Source organism: Hymenobacter jeongseonensis (assembly GCF_015694725.1).
In the GTDB taxonomy this organism is placed as follows: domain Bacteria; phylum Bacteroidota; class Bacteroidia; order Cytophagales; family Hymenobacteraceae; genus Hymenobacter; species Hymenobacter jeongseonensis.
Genome location: NZ_JADQDQ010000002.1, coordinates 768,060 through 792,033, shown reverse-complemented (window position 1 = coordinate 792,033; position 23,974 = coordinate 768,060). Strand labels below are relative to the sequence as shown.

Annotated in this window: 20 protein-coding genes and 2 rRNA genes; 9 read left to right on the top strand and 13 right to left on the bottom strand. The window is 57.8% G+C overall.

Annotated features, from left to right (window positions below):
- Positions 1 to 142 precede the first annotated feature (142 nt).
- The 4 genes from I2I05_RS06930 to I2I05_RS06915 all read left to right on the top strand — a co-directional run bounded on the left by I2I05_RS06930 (position 143) and on the right by I2I05_RS06915 (position 6,101).
- Positions 143 to 3,061 (top strand): 23S ribosomal RNA (locus I2I05_RS06930).
- A 103-nt stretch (positions 3,062 to 3,164) separates the two neighbouring features.
- Positions 3,165 to 3,276: ribosomal RNA gene (rrf, locus tag I2I05_RS06925) — 5S ribosomal RNA — on the top strand.
- Between the two features lie 171 nt (positions 3,277 to 3,447).
- Positions 3,448 to 4,743: a rod shape-determining protein RodA gene (rodA, locus tag I2I05_RS06920; RefSeq protein WP_196281481.1), complete on the top strand. Its 1,296-nt coding sequence runs from the start codon at positions 3,448 to 3,450 to the stop codon at positions 4,741 to 4,743.
- A 242-nt stretch (positions 4,744 to 4,985) separates the two neighbouring features.
- Positions 4,986 to 6,101: a hypothetical protein gene (locus I2I05_RS06915; protein ID WP_196281480.1), complete on the top strand. Its 1,116-nt coding sequence runs from the start codon at positions 4,986 to 4,988 to the stop codon at positions 6,099 to 6,101.
- On the opposite strand, the gene I2I05_RS06910 is transcribed toward I2I05_RS06915, so the two are convergent.
- Together I2I05_RS06910 and I2I05_RS06905 are read right to left on the bottom strand one after the other, a co-directional pair.
- A complete protein-coding gene (locus I2I05_RS06910) occupies positions 6,060 to 7,094 on the bottom strand; it encodes a hypothetical protein (protein WP_196281479.1) in 1,035 nt (344 codons plus the stop codon). The genes I2I05_RS06915 and I2I05_RS06910 overlap by 42 nt on opposite strands.
- Positions 7,095 to 7,119: 25 nt before the next feature.
- A complete protein-coding gene (locus I2I05_RS06905) occupies positions 7,120 to 8,337 on the bottom strand; it encodes a hypothetical protein (RefSeq protein WP_196281478.1) in 1,218 nt (405 codons plus the stop codon).
- A 37-nt stretch (positions 8,338 to 8,374) separates the two neighbouring features.
- Between I2I05_RS06905 and I2I05_RS06900 the strand changes: the two genes are divergently transcribed.
- From I2I05_RS06900 to recO, 4 genes are all read left to right on the top strand, one after another.
- Positions 8,375 to 8,695 carry a 2Fe-2S iron-sulfur cluster-binding protein gene (locus I2I05_RS06900; RefSeq protein ID WP_196281477.1) on the top strand — a complete coding sequence of 107 codons (321 nt, stop codon included), beginning with the start codon at positions 8,375 to 8,377 and terminating at the stop codon, positions 8,693 to 8,695.
- 170 nt (positions 8,696 to 8,865) lie between these two features.
- Positions 8,866 to 9,492 (top strand): thymidine kinase, encoded by a 627-nt coding sequence (locus I2I05_RS06895; RefSeq protein WP_196281476.1) that lies wholly within the window; start codon positions 8,866 to 8,868, stop codon positions 9,490 to 9,492.
- A 69-nt stretch (positions 9,493 to 9,561) separates the two neighbouring features.
- Positions 9,562 to 11,928, top strand: coding sequence for a type IX secretion system anionic LPS delivery protein PorZ (gene porZ / locus I2I05_RS06890; RefSeq protein ID WP_196281475.1), 2,367 nt, complete (start codon positions 9,562 to 9,564; stop codon positions 11,926 to 11,928).
- A 91-nt stretch (positions 11,929 to 12,019) separates the two neighbouring features.
- A complete protein-coding gene (gene recO / locus I2I05_RS06885; RefSeq protein WP_196281474.1) occupies positions 12,020 to 12,742 on the top strand; it encodes a DNA repair protein RecO in 723 nt (240 codons plus the stop codon).
- A gap of 5 nt (positions 12,743 to 12,747) precedes the next feature.
- Here recO and I2I05_RS06880 read toward each other — a convergent pair whose 3' ends face one another.
- The 5 genes from I2I05_RS06880 to I2I05_RS06860 all read right to left on the bottom strand — a co-directional run bounded on the left by I2I05_RS06880 (position 12,748) and on the right by I2I05_RS06860 (position 17,141).
- Entirely contained in the window at positions 12,748 to 13,701 is a 954-nt protein-coding gene (locus I2I05_RS06880; RefSeq protein WP_196281473.1) for an FKBP-type peptidyl-prolyl cis-trans isomerase, read from the bottom strand.
- Positions 13,702 to 13,803: 102 nt separating this feature from the next.
- Positions 13,804 to 14,304, bottom strand: a complete 501-nt coding sequence (locus I2I05_RS06875) for an FKBP-type peptidyl-prolyl cis-trans isomerase (protein ID WP_196281472.1) — start codon at positions 14,302 to 14,304, stop codon at positions 13,804 to 13,806.
- Positions 14,305 to 14,331: 27 nt separating this feature from the next.
- Positions 14,332 to 14,925 carry an FKBP-type peptidyl-prolyl cis-trans isomerase gene (locus tag I2I05_RS06870; RefSeq protein ID WP_196281471.1) on the bottom strand — a complete coding sequence of 198 codons (594 nt, stop codon included), beginning with the start codon at positions 14,923 to 14,925 and terminating at the stop codon, positions 14,332 to 14,334.
- A gap of 87 nt (positions 14,926 to 15,012) precedes the next feature.
- Positions 15,013 to 16,056 carry an FKBP-type peptidyl-prolyl cis-trans isomerase gene (locus I2I05_RS06865; protein WP_196281470.1) on the bottom strand — a complete coding sequence of 348 codons (1,044 nt, stop codon included), beginning with the start codon at positions 16,054 to 16,056 and terminating at the stop codon, positions 15,013 to 15,015.
- Positions 16,057 to 16,094: 38 nt separating this feature from the next.
- The gene (locus I2I05_RS06860) at positions 16,095 to 17,141 is read right to left on the bottom strand and encodes a DHH family phosphoesterase (protein ID WP_196281469.1); all 1,047 of its coding nucleotides are present in this window, start codon (positions 17,139 to 17,141) and stop codon (positions 16,095 to 16,097) included.
- A 221-nt stretch (positions 17,142 to 17,362) separates the two neighbouring features.
- Here I2I05_RS06860 and I2I05_RS06855 point away from each other — a divergent pair, with 221 nt between their 5' ends.
- On the top strand, positions 17,363 to 17,773 hold the full coding sequence (locus tag I2I05_RS06855; RefSeq protein ID WP_092674941.1) for a nucleoside-diphosphate kinase: 411 nt from the start codon (positions 17,363 to 17,365) through the stop codon (positions 17,771 to 17,773).
- 110 nt (positions 17,774 to 17,883) lie between these two features.
- On the opposite strand, the gene I2I05_RS06850 is transcribed toward I2I05_RS06855, so the two are convergent.
- From I2I05_RS06850 to I2I05_RS06825, 6 genes are all read right to left on the bottom strand, one after another.
- Positions 17,884 to 18,909, bottom strand: a complete 1,026-nt coding sequence (locus tag I2I05_RS06850; RefSeq protein ID WP_196281468.1) for an AAA family ATPase — start codon at positions 18,907 to 18,909, stop codon at positions 17,884 to 17,886.
- 257 nt (positions 18,910 to 19,166) lie between these two features.
- Positions 19,167 to 20,450 (bottom strand): nucleoside permease, encoded by a 1,284-nt coding sequence (locus I2I05_RS06845; protein WP_196281467.1) that lies wholly within the window; start codon positions 20,448 to 20,450, stop codon positions 19,167 to 19,169.
- A gap of 257 nt (positions 20,451 to 20,707) precedes the next feature.
- Positions 20,708 to 21,838: an alkene reductase gene (locus I2I05_RS06840; RefSeq protein WP_196281466.1), complete on the bottom strand. Its 1,131-nt coding sequence runs from the start codon at positions 21,836 to 21,838 to the stop codon at positions 20,708 to 20,710.
- A gap of 216 nt (positions 21,839 to 22,054) precedes the next feature.
- Entirely contained in the window at positions 22,055 to 22,669 is a 615-nt protein-coding gene (locus I2I05_RS06835; RefSeq protein ID WP_196281465.1) for a superoxide dismutase, read from the bottom strand.
- A gap of 110 nt (positions 22,670 to 22,779) precedes the next feature.
- On the bottom strand, positions 22,780 to 23,211 hold the full coding sequence (locus I2I05_RS06830; protein ID WP_230688185.1) for a nucleoside deaminase: 432 nt from the start codon (positions 23,209 to 23,211) through the stop codon (positions 22,780 to 22,782).
- 140 nt (positions 23,212 to 23,351) lie between these two features.
- Positions 23,352 to 23,906 (bottom strand): hypothetical protein, encoded by a 555-nt coding sequence (locus I2I05_RS06825; RefSeq protein WP_196281464.1) that lies wholly within the window; start codon positions 23,904 to 23,906, stop codon positions 23,352 to 23,354.
- Between the last annotated feature and the right edge of the window lie 68 nt (positions 23,907 to 23,974).

Sequence of the window (23,974 nt, the reverse complement as noted above, 5' to 3'; positions counted from 1 at the left end):
AATCAGCAAACGGCTGTTTTTCACGACATCACTAGAGACCAGAGTGATACACGTTCTTTGACGTAAGGGGTAACAAAAACGAAGCGTAGCGCGCTTGCTCCGGCAACGGAGAAAGCACCTTAGCAATAAGGAGCGTTACGAAAGCGAAGTAAGCAAGAGCACACGGGGGATGCCTAGGGTCTGAGAGGCGACGAAGGACGCGATAAGCTGCGATAAGGCTGGGGGAGGGGCACATACCCGTTAATCCCAGCATTTCCGAATGGGGCAACCCCTTGGTTGGAAGAACCAAGAGCTGAGGAGCTTGACTCCCAGCGGCAAACGCCGAGAACTGAAACATCTAAGTACCGGCAGGAAAAGAAAATAACAATGATTCCCCAAGTAGTGGCGAGCGAACGGGGAGGAGCCCAAACCGGGTTGGTTACGGCCAGTCCGGGGTTGTAGGGTCGCGACATCTGATTAAATCGAGTTAGCAGAACTGCTTGGGAAAGCAGGCCAGAGACGGTGAGAGCCCGGTACGCGACAATTCTGATTTACGGTAGCGATACCCTGAGTAGGGCGGGGCCGGAGAAACCCCGTCTGAAGCGAGCGGCACCATCCGCTAAGGCTACATACTCCTCAGACACCGATAGTGAACTAGTACCGTGAGGGAAAGGTGAAAAGAACCGGGAATACCGGAGTGAAAAGAACCTGAAACCGTGTGCTTACAAGCAGTTAGAGGGAGTTCGTCTCCTGATAGCGTGCCTTTTGCATAATGAGCCTACGAGTTACTCCTCCCCGGCAAGGTTAAGTGGTTGAAGCCACGGAGCCGCAGCGAAAGCGAGTCTGAACAGGGCGCGGAGTCGGGGGGGGTAGACGCGAAACTTGGTGAGCTACCCATGAGCAGGTTGAAGGTGCGGTAACACGCACTGGAGGACCGAACGAGTTTCCGTTGAAAAGGATTTCGATGACTTGTGGGTAGGGGTGAAAGGCCAATCAAACTGAGAAATAGCTCGTACTCCCCGAAATGTATTGAGGTACAGCGTCGTGGTGAGGTCGTTGGAGGTAGAGCTACCAATAGGACTAGGGGGTGTCAGAGCCTACCGAATCCTGATGAACTCCGAATGCCAGCGGCTATACACGGCAGTGAGGCCTGGGGTGCTAAGGTCCCCGGCCGAGAGGGAAAGAACCCAGACCATCTGCTAAGGTCCCTAAATCTAGATTAAGTTGAACAAAGGAGGTCCAGTTGCTTTGACAGCCAGGAGGTTGGCTTGGAAGCAGCCATTCCTTTAAAGAGTGCGTAACAGCTCACTGGTCGAGCGACCGGGCATCGATAATACGCGGGCATCAAATCTAGTACCGAAGCAATGGATGTAACCTGCAAGACGGTTACGTGGTAGGGGAGCATTCTCCTTGCGGTGAAGGTGCGTCGTCAGGCGTGCTGGAGCGTGGAGAAAAGCATATGTAGGCATGAGTAACGATAATGGGGGTGCGAAACCCCCACGCCGATAGACTAAGGTTTCCAATTCAACGCTAATCGGAATTGGGTTAGTCGGGACCTAAGGGGAAGCCGAAAGGTGCACTCGATGGACAGCAGGTTAATATTCCTGTACTGATGATGGAAAGTGATGCAGTGACGCAGAAGTGAAAGCACCGCGGGCGGACGGAAGTGCCCGTTGAAGGCCGTAGGTATTGGGACCGTAGTTAAGTACGCGGACCTAGCCGAAAGCTGATAGTACCGTACGACCTTCGGGTCACGCGGATAGTGTGCCTAATCCGACTGCCAAGAAAACCTGCTAAGCGTTTTAATTCTATTATCACCCGTACCGCAAACCGACACAGGTAGTCAAGGAGAGTATCCTGAGGCGCTCGAGTGAATCACGGCCAAGGAACTCGGCAAAATGGACCTGTAACTTCGGGAGAAGGGTCGCTTCCTCGTTGCAAGACGAGAAGCCGCAGTGAAAAGGCCCAGGCGACTGTTTAACAAAAACACATGGCTTTGCTAACGCGCAAGCGGACGTATAAGGCCTGACACCTGCCCGGTGCCGGAAGGTTAAGAGGGGAACTTAGTCGCAAGGCGAAGGTTTGAATCGAAGCCCCGGTAAACGGCGGCCGTAACTATAACGGTCCTAAGGTAGCGAAATTCCTTGTCGGGTAAGTTCCGACCTGCACGAATGGTGTAACGATCTGGGCGCTGTCTCAGCCGTGAGCTCGGTGAAATTGTAGTCTCGGTGAAGATGCCGAGTACCCGCCACGGGACGGAAAGACCCCGTGCACCTTTACTATAGGTTGCCATTGGTGTTGGGTTCAGTATGTGTAGCATAGGCGGGAGGCGCTGAGCCGGGGACGCTAGTTCTCGGGGAGCCACCGTTGAAATACCGCCCTTACTGTGCCTGATGCCTAATCCTTCCAAGAAGGAGACAGTGGCTGCTGGGTAGTTTGACTGGGGTGGTCGCCTCCAAAAGAGTATCGGAGGCTTTCAAAGGTCCGCTCAGTACGCTTGGTAACCGTACGCAGAGCGCAATAGCAGAAGCGGGCTTGACTGTGAGGCCGACTAGCCGAGCAGGGTCGAAAGACGGATATAGTGATCCGGTGGTTCCGCATGGAAGGGCCATCGCTCAAAGGATAAAAGGTACGCCGGGGATAACAGGCTGATCTCCCCCAAGAGCTCATATCGACGGGGAGGTTTGGCACCTCGATGTCGGCTCGTCACGTCCTGGGGCTGGAGAAGGTCCCAAGGGTTCGGCTGTTCGCCGATTAAAGTGGCACGCGAGCTGGGTTCAGAACGTCGTGAGACAGTTCGGTCCCTATCTGTGGTGGGCGTTGGAAATTTGACAGGACCTGTCCTTAGTACGAGAGGACCGGGATGGACCAGCCGCTGGTGCGCCGGTTGTACCGCCAGGTGCAGCGCCGGGTAGCTACGCTGGGACGAGATAAGCGCTGAAAGCATCTAAGTGCGAAACTCACCTGGAGATGAGATTTCCCAATATTAAGGCCCGTCGGAGATGACGACGTGGATAGGCGGCAGGTGAACAAGCAGAAATGCAATAGCTGAGCCGTACTAAGTGGCCGAGGGCTTCGCCAATTAAGCAATTAATATAATCGTCGAACGCGCAACACACGCTTCGTTTTTGTCCCCTTACGTCAACGTTATTGAGTCCTGCACGAACACGCAGTGACCCGCCAGCAATGGTGGCTTTAGCCCGGGTGTTCACCTCTTCCCATTCCGAACAGAGCCGTTAAGCCCCGGTGCGCCTATGGTACTGCCTTCACCGGTGGGAGAGTCGGTCGCCGCCAACCTTATTTGCCCCAACGCCCCTGCGCCCGCCTTCACCGGCCCGCGCAGGGGCGTTTTGTATTTACAAGCCCCCACTTCCCCCCTCCGACAACTGGGCGTTATACTAGCGTTACAAGTTCTTCGCTGTCATATTAAGTGTGTAAATTTGTGTAAGTATTTAGCCTTTATTAATTGTGCAAGTTTCACCAGCACGTTATAGTCGTAGTATAGATTGGTTAACGGTATTGCTTTATGTAGTGCTGGTTGGAATAGGATGGGTTTGTATTTATGCGTCAAGTTATTCTTTTGATGCACCTGCTAACCCACTTGGAAGTTTAAGCTTTGATAAGCTGATGGCTTTTAACTGGTTCAAGCAATTACTGTGGATTGCGACGGCCGTAGTACTTGTGGTAGTGCTGTTGGTAGTGGACTACAAAGCGTATGATACCTTGGCGTACGTGCTGTATGGGGGGATGATAGTGCTGCTATTGGTGACGCTTTTTGTAGCGCGTCCCATTGCAGGGTCTCGTTCGTGGCTAGAAATTGGGCCGGTACGGCTGCAACCAGCAGAATTTGCGAAGTTTACGACTGCACTAGCTGCTTCGCGCTTTATGGCTGGTATCAATCTGCGAAATCAGAACTGGCGCGACCAAATGCTCTTGGCGGGAATAACCTTATTGCCACCGGTGCTTATTATCGCCTCAAACGAATCGGGGCAGGCATTGGTATTTGCTGCGTTGTTGCTCGCTTATTTCAGAGAAGGAATGTCGCCTTTGATACTGCTGCTTTTAGCAGCTGGGGCAGTTATTTTGTTGTTGGCACTGCTGGTGCCCAAATTGTGGCTTGTTGGTGTATTTACGGTCATTCTTTTGGCTGTATTAGGATTCAACCGTAAGATACTTCGGCATCATTTGCCGCTTGCTGTGGGGGTTTGGATTACAGTGGTAGGGATGGTAATTGGGGTCGATTTCTTTTACAATAACGTTTTACAACCCCACCAACGGCAGCGCATTGAAATACTCATTAATCCCTCGGCAGACCCGTTGGGCAAAGGATGGAATGTGACGCAAAGCAAAATTGCAATTGGGTCGGGGGGGCTGGTTGGCAAAGGGTTCCTGCAAGGGACGCAGACGAAATTTGATTTCGTGCCTGAGCAGAGCACAGATTTTATTTTCTGCACCGTAGGAGAGGAGTTTGGATGGGTAGGCAGCTTCGTGGTGATTGCACTGTACTTGGTGTTGCTATGGCGAATTATCTACGTGGCCGAGCGCCAAAAGTCAGTATTTGGGCGAACTTATGGGTACTGTGTAGCGAGTGTGCTATTCTTTCACATGACGGTTAATATGGGAATGACCATCGGACTGGCGCCCGTAGTGGGTATTCCGTTGCCATTTTTTAGTTACGGGGGGTCTTCCCTGTGGTCATTTACTATTTTGTTGTTTAGTCTGCTGGCGCTGGATGCGTACCGGAAGCAAGACCTGGTGCGCTGATGACGGCCAAGCAAGTGCCGATTTGGGTTTGGGCGGTTTTGGTCGCAGCACATGCGCTTGCTTTGGGATGGTCCCTGACTTCCGGGAAATGGTGTTTTCCAGACTCGGATAGGTACTTGCAGGCGGCTGAGAATTTGCGGCTCCATGGGGAGCTTTATGCAAGAGCATTGCCCGCTGCATTGCCCCAAGGGCAGTCAGTCCAAGAATATACTATTAGGCCAGCGGGTTATCCAATGGCGTTAATGGCTCTGAATGTCGGTAAGCTGCCTGTGCTGTTACTCGTAGTGCAGAATCTGCTCAGCTTATTTAATATTGGTTTGGTGCTGACGTGCTGGGCTTATTGGTGGACTCCATCAGCAAGAAATTGGGGCTGGGCCGTGTTGGGGTTGCTGACATTTCCGGCGCAGTACATTTATGCCAGTGCCGTGATGAGCGAAATGCTCTTGCAAACGGCGGTTGTGGCACTAGCAGTTAGTAGTATCCTGTTTATTAAGAGACCGAAATACCGCTATTTTGCTGGCGTGATGGGGGCATTGATACTGGCGTTGCTGTTAAAACCAGTTTTTTATCCTTTGACAGGTGGGTTGGCTGCGATAGGATTACTGGTCGCATGGTGGCGGAAAAAATGGAAGTTGGCCTTGTTGGGAGTGGTGCCGTTGCTCGTGGCTGGGCTGTATATGCAATGGAACGAGCAACGCACCGGATATTTTCACTTTTCGAGTATTGCTGAAATCAACCTGCTGCATTACAACGCGGCGGGGGTAGTTCGGCAACAGGCGGGACCAGCGGCGGAAGATGCCTGGGTGAAGCAGGTATTGCAGAAAGCAAATGCCCAGCCCACTTTTGCTCTGCGACAGCAACTGATTCGAACGGAGGCAACGGCCGTGTTGTGGGCACACCCGCTGGTATATGCCCGGCAACAGGCGTTGGGGATGGCCGCATTTTTCCTAGACCCGGGCCGATTTGACATAAGCCAGTTTGTGGGCTTGAAGCCCCCTATTGGCGGAGGCCTCTTGGCACAGGCCCGGTCCGGGGGCTTGTTGCAGGCGCTGGCTAACCTGCCCTGGGGGCTACTGGTGCTGCTAGCCGTAGTATTGCTGGCGAACGTGGCCCGCCTGGCGTTGGCCGTGCGAGGGCTTCTTTTGGTTAGAAAGGGTGGGCGGCTGATGCGTGCCGGGAGCTGGCTAGCGGTGGGGTTGCTGCTGTACGTGGCAACTGTGACGGGCCCGTTGGGAGCCGCGCGCTTTTTGCTGCCGGTGTGGCCGTTGCTGTTGGGGTTGGCATTGGTTGGTTTGCAGGGACCGACTAAGGGCCATCTATCCGTTTCGCAGCAAGCGGCGGCCATGCGTGAAGACTAATGCCAACGCTGCACAAAAGGCCGGAGCGAACAAGTAACCCATGCGCCCCAAGTCGCCCGAAAGTAGCATATGCAGCACTACAACGCCGAGCAAGCCAACCTCGGGCGCGCCCAACGTGGCATAGAATGGGGGAAACGAACGGCTGCGTCCTCTCTCCAACCACAAGGCGATGGGGATAAATAAGGTGAAAAGTCCAAATATGCTCAGCAATTCGCCAATGCCTTTGGGCGATAGGGCGCGGTGGACCGAGTAAGTCAGGTTCTCAATATGCTCCAGGGCATTGGAAATGGACTGAGTGGGTGGCGCACCAAGGCGGCTATCAACCAACTGGTGCACGGCAAACAGACCAGCTAAACCAATCGTCAACGCGAGCAGCTGCTTAGGCAACGAGAGTGTTTTGCGCCCAAACCAAAGCAGCCACGGCAACAGCAGAAAGAAAGATTCCTTAGCTATAGGGCCCAGGACTAGGGCCAAAATCAATTCCCAACTCCCCCCAGGGCCACGGCGAACGGCGTAATAACCCGCTCCAAAGACGAACAAGTACAAGCTGTCGGTGAGGGGCAGGCCGGCGGCATACACGGCCCACCGGCTGCTTAGAACGGCCAACATGGCGAGCGCTGCGGCCTCGGCGGAGGCGCCCGTGAGCCGAGCCGCATTGAACCAGTATGCGGCGGCGGCGGCCAGCACAAAACAGTTGACCAGATAAAAAGCAAAGCGTAGCGGCCACTGCCCGGCCGGGCGCTGCGGCCACACTTGCGCATAGGCTTTGGCCAGAGGTGCGGCAACGACTGCGGCCGCCGCGGGCAACAGCACCCGGTAGCGGTGCGTTACCCGGGTGCTATCGAAACGCCCAGAGGCCATGCGCAAGTAGCTGCGCGTATCGGGCGAATGAGAAAAATCAAAATGCACGTACATGGGATACGCCAGGCTGGCCAGCGCCGCCACTGCCACTAGCCAGGGCAGCAGCCAACGGCGGAACCGTGACCCCCCCAATACGGGCCTAGAAAAGGACGGGAAACTAGGCAAACTTGCGTTCGATGAGCTTCAGGAGCTTGTTGACGTGCTCTTCTTTACGGCTCCAGTCGTAGCGTTGAGACAAATCGCCCAAGACATAAGCGCGGGCCTGGTCGGCCGTCGTCAACGAATCGAGGTGTTGAATGGTAGCGTGGTAGTCCATGTTCTCGCCGTTGAACAACTCGTTGATGAAGCTGAAACGCTGATTGATGGAAATGGCTTCGCGCAACGTTTCAACCTTGGGGCCTGGGCGCTCGGCCACTTGGGAAGGCGCCGCGCTAGCGCGCAAGGTTTCGGCTAGGGGAGCGGCACTGGGCTGGCTGGCTTTCAGCTTTTCGTGGAGGGGCACGCTGGCCGTTTCCGGAGTGGGCACCGGCCGGATTGGAACCGGGGCGGCGGGTTCTGGAGAAACCGTAGGCGGGGCCGGAACTGGAATGGTCGCGGCCACTGGCGGCTGGACCACAGCCGCCGGAGCAGCCACGAAAGTTGGAACAGCAACGGGGACAACTTCTGGAGCCGCAACCTCGGGAACGGAGGCCGATTGGGGTTCAACCGCAGGCACAGCTGAAACGGTTGTGGTCGATACCGGGCCATCCTCGAGCAAATCGGCGGCGGTTAGCGGCAGCAGGGCGCTAAATTCGGTTACCAAGCGCTGCATAGGCTGGTGCGCCTTGTAGTTAGCTGCGTGGTACAATTCGAAGCGGTGCGTTAGAAAGTCGCGGCTCAGCTCGCTGCTGGCTGGCAGGCTGTCCACAAACCCTTCGTAAAAAGCTTTGTCCACGTCGATGTAGCGCAGGTTGGCACGCAGCTCCTGCGGCGTGAACGTCTCGGCGCTGCCCAGAATAAGGCGCTGGAAGCTAGCCGCCGGGTCCGCCACAATGGTTAGGGTGTCGGCAGCAGCTTGCGCCAGCAGGGGCTCAAAAGCGCCGCGGCTCAGGCTGATGTAGCGCGAGAGCACGTTCATGAACTGCGTGAGGGCCGCTTGCACGGGGGGCGCTTCAAAATCGAAATAAGGGCTGCGCAAGTGAGCCGTTTCCGATTGCCACTGGCCAAGTAATTGACGCACCACCAGCAGATTGAGCTGGCGAATGGGAGTGAATTTGAGCACCGCCGGGCCATCGAGGGTGGCGGTCGGCTCAGAGCCGAAATGCTGGTCGCAGAGCCGTGTGGCCAGACGGCGACCGTATTGCGCGCACTTGGCGAGGCTATATTTGTCGTTCATAAAAAGGCCGGGTTTCGGTGGCCGAAGTTAGGCATAAATGGCCCTGTTAACGATTGAAAACTTACCGGGCGCGGTGGTAGCGGTACCCGCCGATGCCACTCTACTGGCCGCCTTGCAAGCCGCTGGCCACGATTGGATGCACGCTTGCGGGGCCAAAGGCCGCTGCACCACCTGCCGCTTGCAAGTGAGGGCCGGCCTGGAAAACCTAAGCCCCCTCACAGCGGCTGAGGAGCGCTACCGGGCCGCTGGGCGGCTGCTCGCCAATGAGCGGCTGACGTGCCAGGCTCGCTTGGCTGCCGGGGAAGTAGTAGGCCGTGTGCCCGACGCCACGCAGTTGCCCCACGTCCGGTACAGCTAACCCTCAGCGCCGCCTTACCGGAATTATTGACGGCAATGCCCGGTGATGGAATCGCAGATGGTCAGCGTGTTTACCGAAAATGCCCCGGATTGGCAGCGGAATCGGTGCTTCGTGCTCGGCCGTTCGTCCCTAACTTTAGGTTTCCAACTCACCTCAAGTCCGCCTGTACTTTGTTTATTGAACCCCGCGTTGGCAACCGTCACAACGCCCCTCGCCGGGGCTGGATTGAAGTGGTGTGCGGCTCCATGTTCTCGGGCAAAACCGAAGAACTCATTCGCCGCCTGACCCGCGCCCGCATTGCCCGGCAGCAGGTGGAGATTTTCAAGCCCGCCGTCGATACCCGCTACGATGCCGAAGACGTGGTGAGCCACAACGCGGCCCGCATCCGCTCGACGCCGGTGGCTATTCCGTCCGAAATTTTGCTGCTGGCCGCCGGTTCCGATGTGGTGGGCATCGACGAAGGCCAATTTTTTGACGATTCGCTGGTAGAAGTCTGCCAACAGCTCGCCGACAACGGCACCCGCGTCATCGTGGCCGGGCTGGATATGGACTACCTGGGGCGGCCGTTTGGCCCCATGCCGGCCCTGCTGGCCACGGCTGAATACGTGACCAAAGTGCACGCTGTGTGCGTGTGCTGCGGCGAAATTGCTTCGTATTCGTACCGCAACGCCGCCAGCGAGAGCCAGGTGTTGCTCGGCGAAACCGACTCGTACGAAGCCCGGTGCCGGCCGTGCTTTGTGGCGGGCATGCAGGCCAAGTCGCTGGCTCCGGGGCCCCGCTCCGCGGCCACGCACTAAACCGTTGGGCTAAGCGTTGGCAAAAGCAGCCCCGCTGCTTGTACTTAAATCGTGTTTTTTGCTGAGCGTATGTTGCACGTTTTCCGTTGTTTGCTGGCGTTGGCCGGCCTGGTTTTATGGGCTGCTACTTCCCGTGCGCAAAGCACCGCTGGCTATGGCGATTGGCAGTTGCACTTGCCCACCAACCGCCCCCTGCGCCTGGCCGATGCCGGCGACCGGGTGTACGTGGCCACGGAAAGCAACTTTTATTTCCTGGATAAAAAGCTGAACACCACGCAGGTGCTTTCGCGGCGCGATGGGTTGAACGACGTGGGCGTGGTGGCCCTGGCCTACGACTCGGTGACGCAACAAACCGTGCTGGCTTACAAGAACACCAACGTTGACATTCTGCAGCCCAATGGCCGCGTGCGCAACCTGAACGACGTGCTGCGCAAGCCAATCCAAGGGAGTAAAGTAATTAATCAGGTGTCCATTGGGGCTGGAAAAGCCTATCTGTCAACTAGTTTTGGCTTGGTAGCGATTGATTTGGAAAAGCTCGAAATCACCGACACGTACAGCAATATTGGGCCGGGCGGCACCGTGGTAGCCGTGTACGATGCCGCGGTAGCCAACGGAAACCTCTTCGCGGCTACTTCCGTGGGGTTATTGCGGGGGGCGCTGACGAGCAACTTGCTTGATTACCGCAACTGGACCCAATACATTCCAGTGCCCCTTAGCGCCAATCCGGCGCAACTCGCCTACCGAACCCTAGCCGCTTATGCCGGGCAGGTGTATGCTGGGGTAGAAGCCAATGGGGTTTTCAAATACATTTCGGGGAATCCGGGCTCGTGGCAGTTGGTGCCCAATACGTATGCAGCCCAATTTCGCACACTTAGAAGCAGCAGCGCGGGTGTACTCGTTGTCGACGACAACGCTGGGGTGCGCCGCATTGACGGAAACGGCGCAGTGACCACCGTAGTGCCGCCAACCGGTGGAACCTTTACGCAGGACGCCGTACGCTCCCGCGACGGTAGTTATTACGTCGCCAACTATAATCTTGGCTTACAGCGCGTGCAGCCCGGCTCGGCCCAAGCACCGGAGACGTTTGTGGCCAACGGGCCTGAAACCAGCTTGGCGTTCAGCATCCTGGCCGATGCTCGAAGCAACAAAGTCAACGTTTTTACGGGAGGGTATTCCGAGCGGTACGTGCCCTCGGGCTTTCGAGCGGGCTTCTACGAGTTTGCCAACGGGCAATGGACCAATTTTACGTCGGCTACTTTGCCTTCGCTCACGGATTTTCCTAACCCGTTAAGTCCCGTGCGCGGCACCCGCACCCCAGACGGCACCCTGTACGTGGGAAACAACGGCGGTGGGTTGCTGGAATGGAAAGGCCCCGGGCAGTTTCGCCAGTTTGGCGATGGCACGCCCCCTGGCAGCCCGCTGTTGGGCACGTTTGGCCTTAAGGAACGGGTAGAAGTCACCGACGTGGCGGCCGACGCCACGGGCCTGGTGTGGGTGGTAAACCGCCACTTGCGGCCCGGCAATTCGGGCCTGTTTATTCTGGACCCGGTGGCCACCACGTGGCGCACCATTCCGTGGGTGTCCGGGTTGGAGACGCTCGAACGCATTGCGCTCGATGATAACGGCTACGCTTGGGTATCGGTAGCGCGCAAAACCGACCCGACCAATGCGGCGCTCGGAATCTTTGCCATCGACCCCGCTCCGGTTAGTCCCAATCCGCCGCGCTTTTTTACCACAGCGTCCGGTTTGCCCGACAACCAGGTATACGAGCTGGCCAAGGACCGGCGGGGCAGCATCTGGGCGGCCACCATCAAAGGCGTGGCGGTGTTCAATGACCCCAACGGGCCCTTCGACCCCAATGCCGGGTTCACGCTGCCCTTTGTGACCCGCGGCGAGGGCACTGGCTTTCCCGTGTTGTTTACGGAGGCGGTGCGCACGTTGGCCGTTGACGGTGGCGACCGGAAGTGGTTCGGTACCGATAATGGCCTGTGGCTGTTCAGCCCCGATGCCGACGAGGCGCTGCTGCATTTCACCACGGCCAACAGCCCGCTGCCGTCCAACCGCATCGTAGACGTGAAGGTGAACGACAAAACCGGTGAAGTGTGGGTGGCCACCGACGCGGGCGTGGTAGCCTACCGGGGGGCGGCTAGCATCACGGAGGGCACGCCCACGTGTGCGGCGGTGTTTCCCAATCCCGTGCGGGCCGATTTTACGGGTACGATGGGCATCACCGGGCTTGCCAATAACGCGCTGGTGAAGATTACCGACGTGGCCGGGCACTTGGTGTACGCAACCACGGCCAACGGCGGCACTGTAACCTGGAACATGAATAATCCCAACGGGCAGCGCGTCCGTTCGGGCGTTTACTTGGTGCTAACGTCGGATGCCGACGGCAAGAATACCTGCGTGAGCAAAGTGGCCGTGCTGAGCAAGTGACGGCAATAAGTGGAAGGACGTTGCTGCCGCGCAGTCCGATTCCGCCTATTTGCCACTCAACCAGCCCGCCACCGAATCAGTACAGCTAGCTATGCTAATAAAAACCCGGGGCATTGTCCTCAGCTACCTGAAGTACCGCGAAACCAGCATCATTGCCCGCATCTACACCGAGCGGCTGGGCGTGCAGAGCTACGTCGTGAACGGCGTGCGCAAGGCCAAGCCACCCGGGCGAATTGCCCTGTTTCAGCCGTTCACGTTGCTGGATTTGGTGGCCTACGTGGCGCGGGGCAGCGGCGGGCTCACCCGCCTCTCAGAATTTCGGTGTTCCGAGCCTTTCACGACGTTGCCCTATGAGGTGCAGAAGAGCAGCGTGGTCCTTTTCCTATCCGAAGTGGTGGGGCGGGCCGTGCGCGAGGAAGAGCAAAACGAGCCCCTCTTTCAATTTCTGCACGACTCCATCCTCGAATTTGACCAGCAGGCCGCGGGTAGCGAAAACTTCGCCCTCGTGTTTCTGTTGCGCTTGGCCAGCTACCTCGGGTTCGGCATCAGCTCGGGGGCCGAGCTTACCGACCAAGTAATTATGGCAGGCCACGTGCCTACCACCAAAGGTGCCACCGGCCCGGCCACGCTGCGCCTGCGTGAGTTTGAAACCTATTTCGACGAACTGTTGCGCGCCCCTGCAACGAGCAGCATCCCCAACGGCCGTGTGCGGCACGAACTGCTCACAGTACTCATCCGGTACTACCAGCTGCACGTTGAGCAACTCGGCGACATCCGTTCGCTGGACATTCTCTCGCAGGTACTGGCGGAGTAGCTTGGCTATTTGACGTCCACCAGCTCCACTTCGAAGCGGAGCACGGCATCGGCCGGAATATCGGCGCCTGCGCCGCGGGGGCCGTAGGCCAGGGCAGAGGGAATGAGGAGTACGGCTTTGCTGCCGGCACTGAGCATGGCAATGCCTTGGTCCCAGCCCCGAATAACCTGGCCGGTGCCGAGTGGGAAAGCAATGGGCTCGTTGCCGTGCTTGGCCGAAGAATCAAACTCTTTGCCGGTAGCCAAAACGCTCCCCCGGTACAGTACGCGCACGGTTTGGCCCTTTTTGGGGGGCAGACCTTTGCCCGGCCGCGTTACAATGTAGTACGTGCCGCCGGCTGTTTTCTTCGCTACGAGCTTGTTCTTCTTGAGATAAGCGTCAATTTGGGCATTGTCGCGCACTGTTTGGGCTATTGCCTTGCGCTGCGCTTGTTCGGCATACTCGGCTTTGATTTTTTCCTGGCGAGCCGTCATTTCCGCCACACTGAGCAATTCGCGGGCGCTGGCAATTACTACCAGCGCGTTGCCGCTCTTGCGGAGGAAAGGCGGCACGGGCTGCAGAAAGGTTTTGGCGAAGATGCTGTCGGCCTGAAAACGAAACACCGCGCTATCGCCGGGGAGAAGCAGGCCCAAGGCTTCTTCCAAGCCGCCGGGCGTGGGGCTGGCGGGCAGCGGCACCGGCTGCGGGGTGGGCTGCATCTGGCGCGAGTTCATCACCACCGAGTCGCGACCGGTGCGGAATTCCATAAAAACCATCAGCAGTTGGCCAGCGCGGCTGGCGTAGGGCGCATCGGTGGGCGCCAACGCGCGAGGCTGGTAGCGCCCGGCCGCGTCTTTTCGAAACAGCCGGTATTCCGTACCCGTTGGCAGGCGGGAAAATGCGCCCGCGGACGTTTGGGCGTGAAGAGGTTGCAGCAAGGCAAACAGCGCGCAGACCGCGCCAACAAGGAAATTCCGCATAAGGGAGGCTATTGGATAATCGGTAAGCAAGACAACACCACACGTTCGGGCCTTGCAAGAAATTCGCACGGTTGTCTTCTCGCTCCGAGCAAAAGAGGGAAGTTAGCGCACGCTTAGAATTTGCAGTTCAAACAGCAGTTCGGTATTTGGCGGGATAACGAAACGGCTCTCGTCGTCTGGGTCGCGCACACCCGCTACACCGTAGGCCAGGGAGGCGGGTATCCAGGCCCGTACCCGCGAGCCTTCGGGCAGCAGCGGCAGGAGTTCATCCCATCCCGGAATGACCTCGCCCCGGCCCACCCGGAAGCGTAACGGGCCGCCGGTGGCCACAGTGGCGTCGAAAATATGGCCGTCGGGCAAGAAACCGGTGTAGCGCACCGCCACCCGGCTGCCGAGTTGCGCCTGCGGGCCCGTGCCGCGCTCCCGAAACACAAAACGCACCCCGTTCCGCGTGACTTGCGGAATGGGGTGCGTCGTATCGGCGCCCATAGCGGGAGCAGTAGGGATGGACGGTACCGCCGGCTTCGCGCCCGGCTGGGCGCTGCCGGCCGTGGCAACGAGCAAGAGCCACATCAGCCACAGGCTACTCGTAATACGTGCCATGGCAGCGGCCTGCATCGTTATTGCTGGTTAAAAAACGTCAACGACTTCGACATCGAATAGCAACGCCGAGTCGGGAGGAATGCTGCCTTGCTGTCCGGTGCTACCGTACGCTAAACGGGAAGGAATGAGCAACAGCTTGCGGTCGCCTTTCTTCATCAGTAGCAGCCCTTCGTTAAAACCGGCGATGTTGCTGCCCACCGTGAAAACGGCGCATTGGCAGGCCGTGCGGTTCTCGAACGAATTATCGAAGATGGAGCCGGCGGGAAACCGCGAATCGCCGGGCGAAGCCGGATAACCCGTGGAGCCGGGCTGGGCGCCGTTGCTCAGCAGCCGTCCAATGTATTTGACGCTCACGCGCTTTCCGGCGGTGATGGGGGGGCCCTGGCCTTCAACGAGCGGAACCAGGTAAAGCCCCGAGTTGGTGCGTACCGCGTTGGTTATCTGGTTGCGCGCCAAATATTTCTGGATGGTGTCCTCGTCAATGACCCGCATCGTCTCGTCGTGCTCGCGCAGCGTTTTCTGCAAAGTCGTTTCGGTGTTGCAGCTCCACAGGGCCGGGGCCGCCAGCAGCAGGCCCAGCGCCAGGGCCATGTAGCGAGAACGCAGCAAAATATTTTTCATGAAGAAGGGATAAAAATAATCCGGCCAACGGAGGCCCGGGCAGCTGTGCCGCGCCGCCCGTTGGCCGGAATGCAGGATGCTAAAGGACTATTGGATATCAACTAGTTCCACTTCGAAGCGCAGGGGCGCATCGGCGGGGATGTCGGCGCCGGCGCCGCGGGTGCCGTAGGCCAGCGACGAAGGGATGAGCAGAATGGCCTTGGTGCCTTTGTTGAGCTGGGCAATGCCCTGGTCCCAACCCGGAATCACGGCGCCTTGGCCGAGGGGGAAGTCAATGGGCTTGCCGGCTTTATCCGACGAGTCGAACAGCTTGCCGCTGAGCAGCGTGCCGTTGTAGTTCACGCTCACGGTCTGGCCGGTTTTGGGCTTGGGGCCGGTGCCGGGCTTCAGCACCTGGTAGTACACGCCCGAGGGCAGCTTCTGCGGGTTCAGGTTGTTCTTTTTCGCGTACTCCTGCAGAATGGCGTCGTCCTTTTTCAACTGAGCCACCACTTCGGGTGCCGCCATTGCTTTGGCTTGGGCATCGGCCTGCTCTTTCATTTGCTTGGCGTACTCGGGCGAGGCCATGCGCTGCTTCATTTGGGCGGCCATGGCGCGCTTTTGCAACTCGGGCTGCATGGCCTGGGCTTCTTCCTGAGTGATGAGCTTGGGCGTGGTGGCCACGTACATCATCACCACGTTGCCGCCTTTGCGCAAGAACGGCGGCACGGGCTGGCCCGATTTGGGCTTAATCAGCGAGTCAACCTGGAAGCGGAACACGCCGCTGTCGCCGGGCTGTAGCATGGAAAGAGCTTCGTCGGGAGCTCCTTTTATTTTGATTTCCTGCAGGGGCAGGGGCACGGGCAGGCCCACGTCGCGGCGGGTGTTTTGCAAGATAGAGTCTTTGCCGGTGCGGTACTGCATGTTGCCCAGCAGGAACTTGCCCACCCGGTCTTTGTAGGTGGGGTCGCCCTCGGGGTTGATGTCGCGGCGCTCGTAGTCGTTGCCGACTTTCTTGAAAATCTTGTATTCGATGCCGGATTTGGTTTTGGCAAAGTCACCGCCGTCTTTGTTGCAAGCGGTGAGGGAAGCGAAACTCAGCACGCCGGCCGCCAAGGCCAGCTGCCGCGCAGAGCGGGAGGAAAAACGCATGAAAATATAAGAAGTGAAGAATCAGAAACGGTTCAAAGTTACGCCACCGGCGGCGCTACAGCGGCGGGCACGCCCGTAAGTTGTTCCTTGTACTCGGGAAGGATGCTCAGGAAGCGCTCCACCGTTGCATCGAGGGGCAAGTAACTGATGCCCCCGGCGGCGTTGTGGTGCCCGCCGCCATCGAAATGCCGGCGCGAAAAGTCGCTCACCGAGAACTTGCCCACCGAGCGAAAAGAAATTTTTACGGCCACGCCGCGGTCGATGAACACGGCCGCAAAGCGAATGCCCTCGATGCTCAGCGCGTAGTTAACCAGGCCTTCGGTATCGCCGGTTTTGCTTTGGTACTGGCGCAGCTCGTCCTGGGTGATGGCGATGTAGGCGGTATTGAACTCGCGGTTCACCACCAGTTTGTCTTTCAACACAAAGCCGAGGAAGCGCAGGCGGATTTCAGAATGCGAGTCGTAAATGCGGCGGTGCACCGACGAGAGGTCGATGTTGACCTTCAGCAGTTCGGCAATGATGAGGTGGACGTTGCGCGAGGTGCTGGGGTGGCGAAACGAGCCCGTGTCGGTCATAATGCCCGCGTACAGGGCCTCGCCAATGCCTTTGGTGATGAGGTCCTGGTCGCCCAGGTCCCGAATGATTTCAAAAATCAACTCGGCCGTAGCGGCGGCGCTGGGCACCGAAAAGACGATATCGGCAAAATCTTCGGGCTCCTGGTGGTGGTCGATGAGCACCTTGGTGGCCTTGGCCTGGCGCACGTACTCGCCCAACTCGTTGATGCGGCCCAGGCAGCTGAAATCGAGGCAGCAAATAACGTCGGCGCGGTTCACGAGGTCGCGCACCTGCCGGTCGTTCTGCCGCTTGTCGTACACCACCACTTCGTCGTTGCCCTCCATCCAATCCAGGAAGGCCGGGTAGTCGGAAGGCGTCACCACCGTGACGTGGTGGCCTTTTTGCTTGAGATAACCAGCCCAGGCCAGCGACGAGCCCAGCGCGTCCGCATCGGGCTTGTGGTGGGTGGTGATAACAACCTGCTGGGGCTGCGCGAGCAACGCCTGCAGGGCGGTGATGGAAGTGGACATCGACAACGTGAATGGTCCGAAAAAGAACTAAGGACCGGTGGCTTACGAAATTATTGGGCCGGCAAAAGTCGGAAGAAATCCGTTCCCAACAACGCCACCCCCCCGGAAGGTTCGACTAAACCGGTTGTAAGCTCGGCAACACCGGGCCAAGGAAACCCGTGCGCTTTGTGGCTACTTTTGCGCAACAATTACGTTTTTAACCAACCCCTCCAGCCCAACCAATGGCCACTAACCGCACATTCACGATGATTAAGCCCGATGCCGTCCAGGAAAACCACATCGGTGGCATCCTGCACATGATGGAAGAAGGCGGGTTCCGCATCGTGGAACTCCAAAAAATTAATCTTACCGCCGAGCGCGCCGGTCAGTTTTACGCCGTGCACGCCGAGCGTCCGTTCTACAACGACTTGGTGAAATACATGTCGAGCGGCCCCATCGTAGCCGCTGTGCTGGAGAAAGACAACGCTGTGGCTGACTTCCGCACCCTCATCGGCGCTACCAATCCCGCCCAGGCGGCCGAAGGCACCATTCGGAAGAAGTACGCCAAGAGCATCGAAGCCAACGCCGTGCACGGTTCCGACTCTGACGAGAATGCGCAAATCGAAGCAGATTTCTTCTTCGGCTCGAAGTAAATCGAAGTGCCTAGTTGCCAAAAAGCCCGTTCTGCACTGCGCAGGACGGGCTTTTTGTTTGTGCCAAAAGCTGACTGTTTTTGTACCAATTATGTATTGTCGCGCTTAGTTTATCGGCTGAAACCGATGCGCCCGGTGGTTTTGGCTTCGCTGAGAAAATCCGTTTTGTCGCGGTTGTAGAGGTCGGCCAGGGAGGTGGCTTCAGTCACAGGCTCCGTTTGGCCCAATGCGGTGGCCAGTGCCTGGGCTTTTTCTTTGTCCAGGGCTTCGAAGCGGTAGGAGGCAATCAGGCGGCCTTTGCGCAGCAGGGCTTTGTCGATGCGCGCCAAGTCAGCGTTAAAGGTGCAGATAATCTGGATGTGGAAGCCGTCGGAGAGCAAGCCATCGGAGAGGTTGAGCAGGTTGCTGACGGCGTTGCCGCCGTGGCCGTCGCGTTTGGCCAGCAATTCCTCGGCGTCTTCGATGAGCAGAATGGAATTGGTGTTGTCGTGCAGCAGGTTGATAAACTCCGGGTCGGCAATGCGGGTGGCCAGGTTGGGCGGGATGAAGAGCTTGGGCTTGTTGGTAAGGCCGCAGAGGTGGCGGATGTAGCTGGTTTTGCCGGTGCCGGGCGGGCCGTGCAAAATGATGATGCCCTTTTCGTCGGGCTGCTGCAGCCGCTTGAGAATGGCCTCGTGGGCTGGCAGCAGGTCGTCGTTGTAGTGGGTGGCCAAGTCCAGCGAGGGGATTTTGATGGGCAGCGGCGAAAATTCCAGTTCGCCAAACGCCAGGCGCAGCACCTGAATGCGTTCGTGCTCCAACTGGCCGGCATCGAGCTCGGCGGCCAGCAAGGCCTGCACTTGGGCCAGCTGGGCCGGGTCGGTTTGGGGGGAAAAAAACAATTGCCCCGCCCGTTCGCCGTAGGTGCCCCGCTCGTAAAACCACAGCAGCAGGTGTGGCGCCAGATTCAAAGCGTAGTGGCTGATATCGGGCGTTTTGCCCTTCTTTTCCAAATACACCGCGTGCGCCACGGTGGCGTGCTCCAAGTCGTAGGTTTCGGCCAATGCGAGGAGTACTTTTTGCCGGGCTTCGGCATTGGCCAACTGGTAAATTTCGCGGCGCGGCAGCACGCCAAACGCCGAATAGAACCAGGACACGGGCTGGAAGTACCCGTCTCGCTCGAAGGATTGAGATAGGTCAGGAGTCGCCACTGTTGGCAAGGAAGTCTTCGCACCTTTCGCTGTCATTCTCAAAAATACATTTTACTATCGGGAAAACAACCTGCTCGCATAGCAGAGACAAAGAAGCTCGTTTGCTGCAGCATAGATTATAACGACCAAAAAAGCCCCGCAAATTGCGAGGCCTTTTTGATGAACCTAAGACCGGAATGCCGCATGCAGCCCAACGGCCTTATTTAGGCTTGTTTTATTGCAAGTACTCCTTCGGGTTGCGCCTCTTGGGTTGCTTGGGGGTTGTGCTTGTGCTTGAAAATGATGACAAACAGCACGGCAATGGCCAAGGAATATCCGGCAAAAGTGAGCCAGATGCTGTGCCAGTCTTTGGCCCCGTTGGCATCGGTGAAATATTGCTGGATGATGATGCCGCTCACCGAGCTGCCCAGCACGGCCCCGAAGCCGTTGGTCATCATCATAAACAAGCCCTGCGCGCTGGCCCGGATGCTGGGCTGGGTTTGGGTTTCGACGAACAGCGAGCCGGAGATGTTGAAGAAGTCGAACGCCATGCCGTACACGATGCACGAGAGGATAATCATCCAGAGGCCATCGGCGGGGTTGCCGTAAGCAAACAACCCGAAACGCAGCACCCAGGCAATCATGCTGAACAGCATAACCTGTTTGATGCCGAAGCGCCGCAAAAAGAAGGGAATGGCCAAGATAAAGAGCGTCTCGGAAATCTGCGAGATGGACATGATAATGGCCGGGTACTTCACCGTCAGGGTATCCTGATAGGCCGGCGTCTTGTCGAAATCGTGCAGGAAGGTGTCGCCGTAGGCGTTGGTGAGCTGCAAAGCGGCACCCAGCAGCAGCGCAAACAGAAAGAAGGTGAGCATCTTCCGGTCGCGCAGTATCGCAAACGACTTGAGGCCCAGTATTTCCATCAGGCCTTGGCTGGAGGTATTGGTGGACTGCGGCGGGCACTTGGGTAGCGTAAAGGAATACAACCCCAACAGAATGGCCGCGCCGGCAGCCACGTAAAACTGGCTGGCCGATTTCTCGAAGCCCAGCAGGCTCACCGTCCACATGGCCACGATGAAGCCCACCGTGCCCCACACCCGGATGGGCGGGTAGTCCTTCACCACGTCGAGGCCTTCGGTTTTCAGCACCGAAAACGACACGGCGATGGACAACGAGAGCGTCGGCATGTAGAAAATCATGTTCAGCAGTATCACCCAGAAGAATGTGGTGGGGTTATCTACCAGCGGAATGGAGAGCAGCGTCAGGCCGCCCAGAATGTGCAGGATGCCGTAGAGCTTTTCCGCGTTGATGTACTTATCCGCCACGATGCCCATGAGCGAGGGCATGAAAATGGACGCAATGCCCATGGTGGAAAAGATGGCGCCGAACTGCGCGCCGGACCATTGCTTCGTTTGAAACCAGTACGCGCCAATTGTTATCAACCACGAACCCCAAATAAAGAATTGTAAGAAACTCAGTATGATGAGGCGCAACTTAGTATTCATGCGGAGTCGGAATAAAAGGACAGTGGGATTTAGCCGATAAAGATACACGCCTTCCCGCCAGATGTGGCAAGCAAGCGCGGCCAACTTTAGGGCTGTTTTACCCGGATTCAGGTACGCCGTTTACAATACAGTTATTCGTAGGGGCCGCAGCTGAGTGGAATACGGAGTTGCGCTCATGTGCTTAAGGCATTTTGAGGCACTAAAAAGCCCCGGCCAGTAACGGCCGGGGCTTCTTTATAATGATAATGCGCCGTTGCTTACGCCTCGTAGCTGGGCGAGAACGTGCCGGCCGGCTGGCCGTCGACAGTCGGGTAGTCGGTGTAGCCATCGGCGAAACCGTTGGGGCCGGGCGCGTAGAACGTGGCCTGGTCGGCTTCGGCCAGCGGCGCGCCGGTCTTGAGCCGCTCTACCAAGTCAGGGTTGCTAATGAAGGGGCGGCCAATGGCCACGAGGTCGGCGTGACCTTCAAGGGCTTGGTTCACGGCCTCGGTAGTGTTGTAGCCGCCGCTGAGAATGAGCGTGTTGGTGAATTTCTGGCGAATGGTGTCCACCGTCTGGGCGGGTACGGCCGGCGCGCCCATGCTCTCGTGGTCGACCAAGTGCAGGTAAACCACGCCGATTTTCTGCAATTCCTCGGCCAGGTAGGCGTAGGTCTCGTCGATTTCGGGGTAGTGCGCCATGTCGCTGGCCATGCCCCAGGGCGAAAGGCGGATGCCGGTGCGCTCGGCACCAATGGCTTCTACCACAGCGCGGGTTACTTCCAGCACGAAGCGGGCACGGTTTTTCACGCTGCCACCGTATTCGTCGGTGCGCTGGTTGCTGTTGGGATTTAGAAATTGCTCGAGCAGGTAGCCGTTGGCGCCGTGCAGCTCCACGCCATCAAAACCGGCTTCGATGGCCAGTTTGGCGCTGTGCACAAATTCGTCGCGCACCTGGGCCAGCTCCTCGGTGCGGATGGCGCGCGGGGTGGCGTTGGGCTGCATTTGCTCCTGGTCGGTCCACATGTCGCCGGCGGCGGCAATGGCCGACGGGGCCACACCTTCGGCACCCTCGGGCAGATTGTGGCCGTGGAAAATGCGGCCGGCGTGCATTAGCTGCACAAAAATGTGGCCGCCGTGGTGGTGCACGGTTTCCGTCACGCGCTGCCAGTTGGTGGCTTGCTCCTGGTTGAAAAGGCCGGGAATGCGGGCGTAGCCGAGGCCATTGGCCGCCGGAGAAGTGCCTTCCGTGATGATGAGGCCGGCCGTGGCGCGCTGGCGGTAGTACTCGGCCATCAGCTCGTTGGGCACGTTGCCCAAGGCGCGGCTCCGCGTCATGGGGGCCATCACAATGTGGTTGGTCAGGGTCAGGGCGCCAAGTTTGGCGGGTTCAAATGCTTTGTTCGACATATCTAAGAGATGGGCCGCGGTGCGTGGGGCGCGGCTGAGGTTGGATGAAACGCGGCTATAAAGCAGGTACGTACACGAATTGTTTTAACAGATGCTTTAATGGGTGGATGTATTTATCAGAAATAGGTTGAGAAACACAAAAAAGCCCGTTCATGTAATTGAACGGGCTTTTTTGAAGCAATTACTTACGCAGAATTTATTTCGCGCAATCAGGCATTACATAGGCGTGGCTTCGGCGAAACGCTTATTCACTTCGTCCCAGTTAATCAGGTTGTAGAACGCGGCGATGTAGTCGGGGCGGCGGTTCTGGTACTTGAGGTAGTAGGCGTGCTCCCATACGTCGAGGCCGAGGACGGGCAGGCCCTTGCAGCCCGAGTCGGGCATCAGCGGGTTGTCCTGGTTGGGCGTCGAGCAGATTTGCACCGAGCCGTCGGCCTGCTTGCACAGCCACGCCCAGCCCGAGCCGAAACGCGTGGTGGCGGCTTTGGTGAATTCCTCTTTGAATTTATCGTAGCTGCCAAACGCGGAGTTGATGGCTTCGCCGATGGCGCCGGTGGGCTGGCCGCCGCCGTTGGGCGACAGGATGGTCCAGAACAGGGAGTGGTTGAAGTGGCCGCCGCCGTTGTTGCGCACCGGAGCGGGTGCTTTGGCGATGTTGTGCAAGATTTCTTCGATGGATTGGTTTTCCATCTCGGTGCCGGCAATGGCGGCGTTTAGGTTGGTAACGTAGGCCTGGTGGTGCTTGCTGTGGTGGATTTCCATCGTTTGCGCATCAAACGTAGGTTCCAGGGCATCGTAGGCGTACGGGAGTTTGGGGAGTTCGAAAGCCATAATTGACAGATGTTTTGGGTGGTCAAGAGTGTAAGAAATGAAGCAGGAACTAAAACAGCCCAACTAGCTACCTAGTTACGACCGCCGCCCACTCAAGTTCAAAAGTATATTTATTTCCGCTTCAAACTAAAGAATTCTTGCATCAGGGCGGCGCATTCGGCTGCCTGCACGCCGCCCCGCAACTGCGTGCGCGGGTGTAGCAATTGCCCATGGCGCCGAAAGCCTACTTTGGGCTCGTCGGCGCCAAATACCACGGCCTTGAGCTGCGCCCAATAGCTGGCGCCGGCGCACATCACGCACGGCTCAATGGTGACGTAGAGCGTGCAGTCGGCGAGGTATTTATTGCCCAAATGATTGGCTGCTGCCGTCAGGGCCAGCATTTCGGCGTGGGCTGTCACGTCGCGCAGTTGCTCGGTTTGGTTGTAGCCCCGGCCGATTATCTGTTTCTCAAACACCACCACCGCGCCGATAGGAATTTCGTCGGCTTCCAAGGCTTTTTCGGCCTCAGCGAGGGCTTGCAGCATAAAATAGGCGTCGTTCATACCGAGTAGAGCAGTTGGGGTGAGCCAGGCGAAACAACCAAAAAGCTGCCCGAATGCCTTGGGAATGCCAAAATTAAGGCGAATAAAAAGCCCCGACTCCTGCATAGAGGTCGGGGCTCAATAGGGAATAATCAGCAACCTTATTTCAGCGCAATGGCATTCATCACGGCCTGGGCCGTGGGCTGCCACTGGGCTTGCTCGTTGGCTGGGGCCACAAAAGTGAAAACGTACAATTGCTGGCCCTGAATGGCGTATTGCACGGCTTGGTAGCGTTTTATCGGCGCCAATTGGTTGGTGCGCTGCCCGTCTGTAACAGTCGATACGAATTCGAAATAGATGAAATCGCGCCCTTTCACGGTCCGGATGTCTTCTTTCAGAAACTCAACCTTGGAATAGAGGCGCTGGATGCTGGATTTGTAAATCTTCAGCAGCACGCCGTAATCCATGCTTTCGAAAGTGGTGGGGCGCACAGCCACGCTGAAATCGACGCGGCCGCTGGGGTTGGAAAATACCGCCAACGGCTTGCGCGGCGAGGGGTACTTCGTGGCAATGCCATCGTCGGGCAACGGGGCGAACGTGGCTGGCACACCCACGCTCAGGCCCGTGGCCAGCTTGGTAGTGGTGAGCTTAACCGGGGGTGCAAAAGCCGTGAGGCCAAGCAACAGAAACATAAACAGAACCGAGGGAATCTTCATAGCAAGCAGAAACGATGCGGGGATAAAAGTAGTGCCACGACTTTTGTAGTCGTGGCACTGCCATGCGA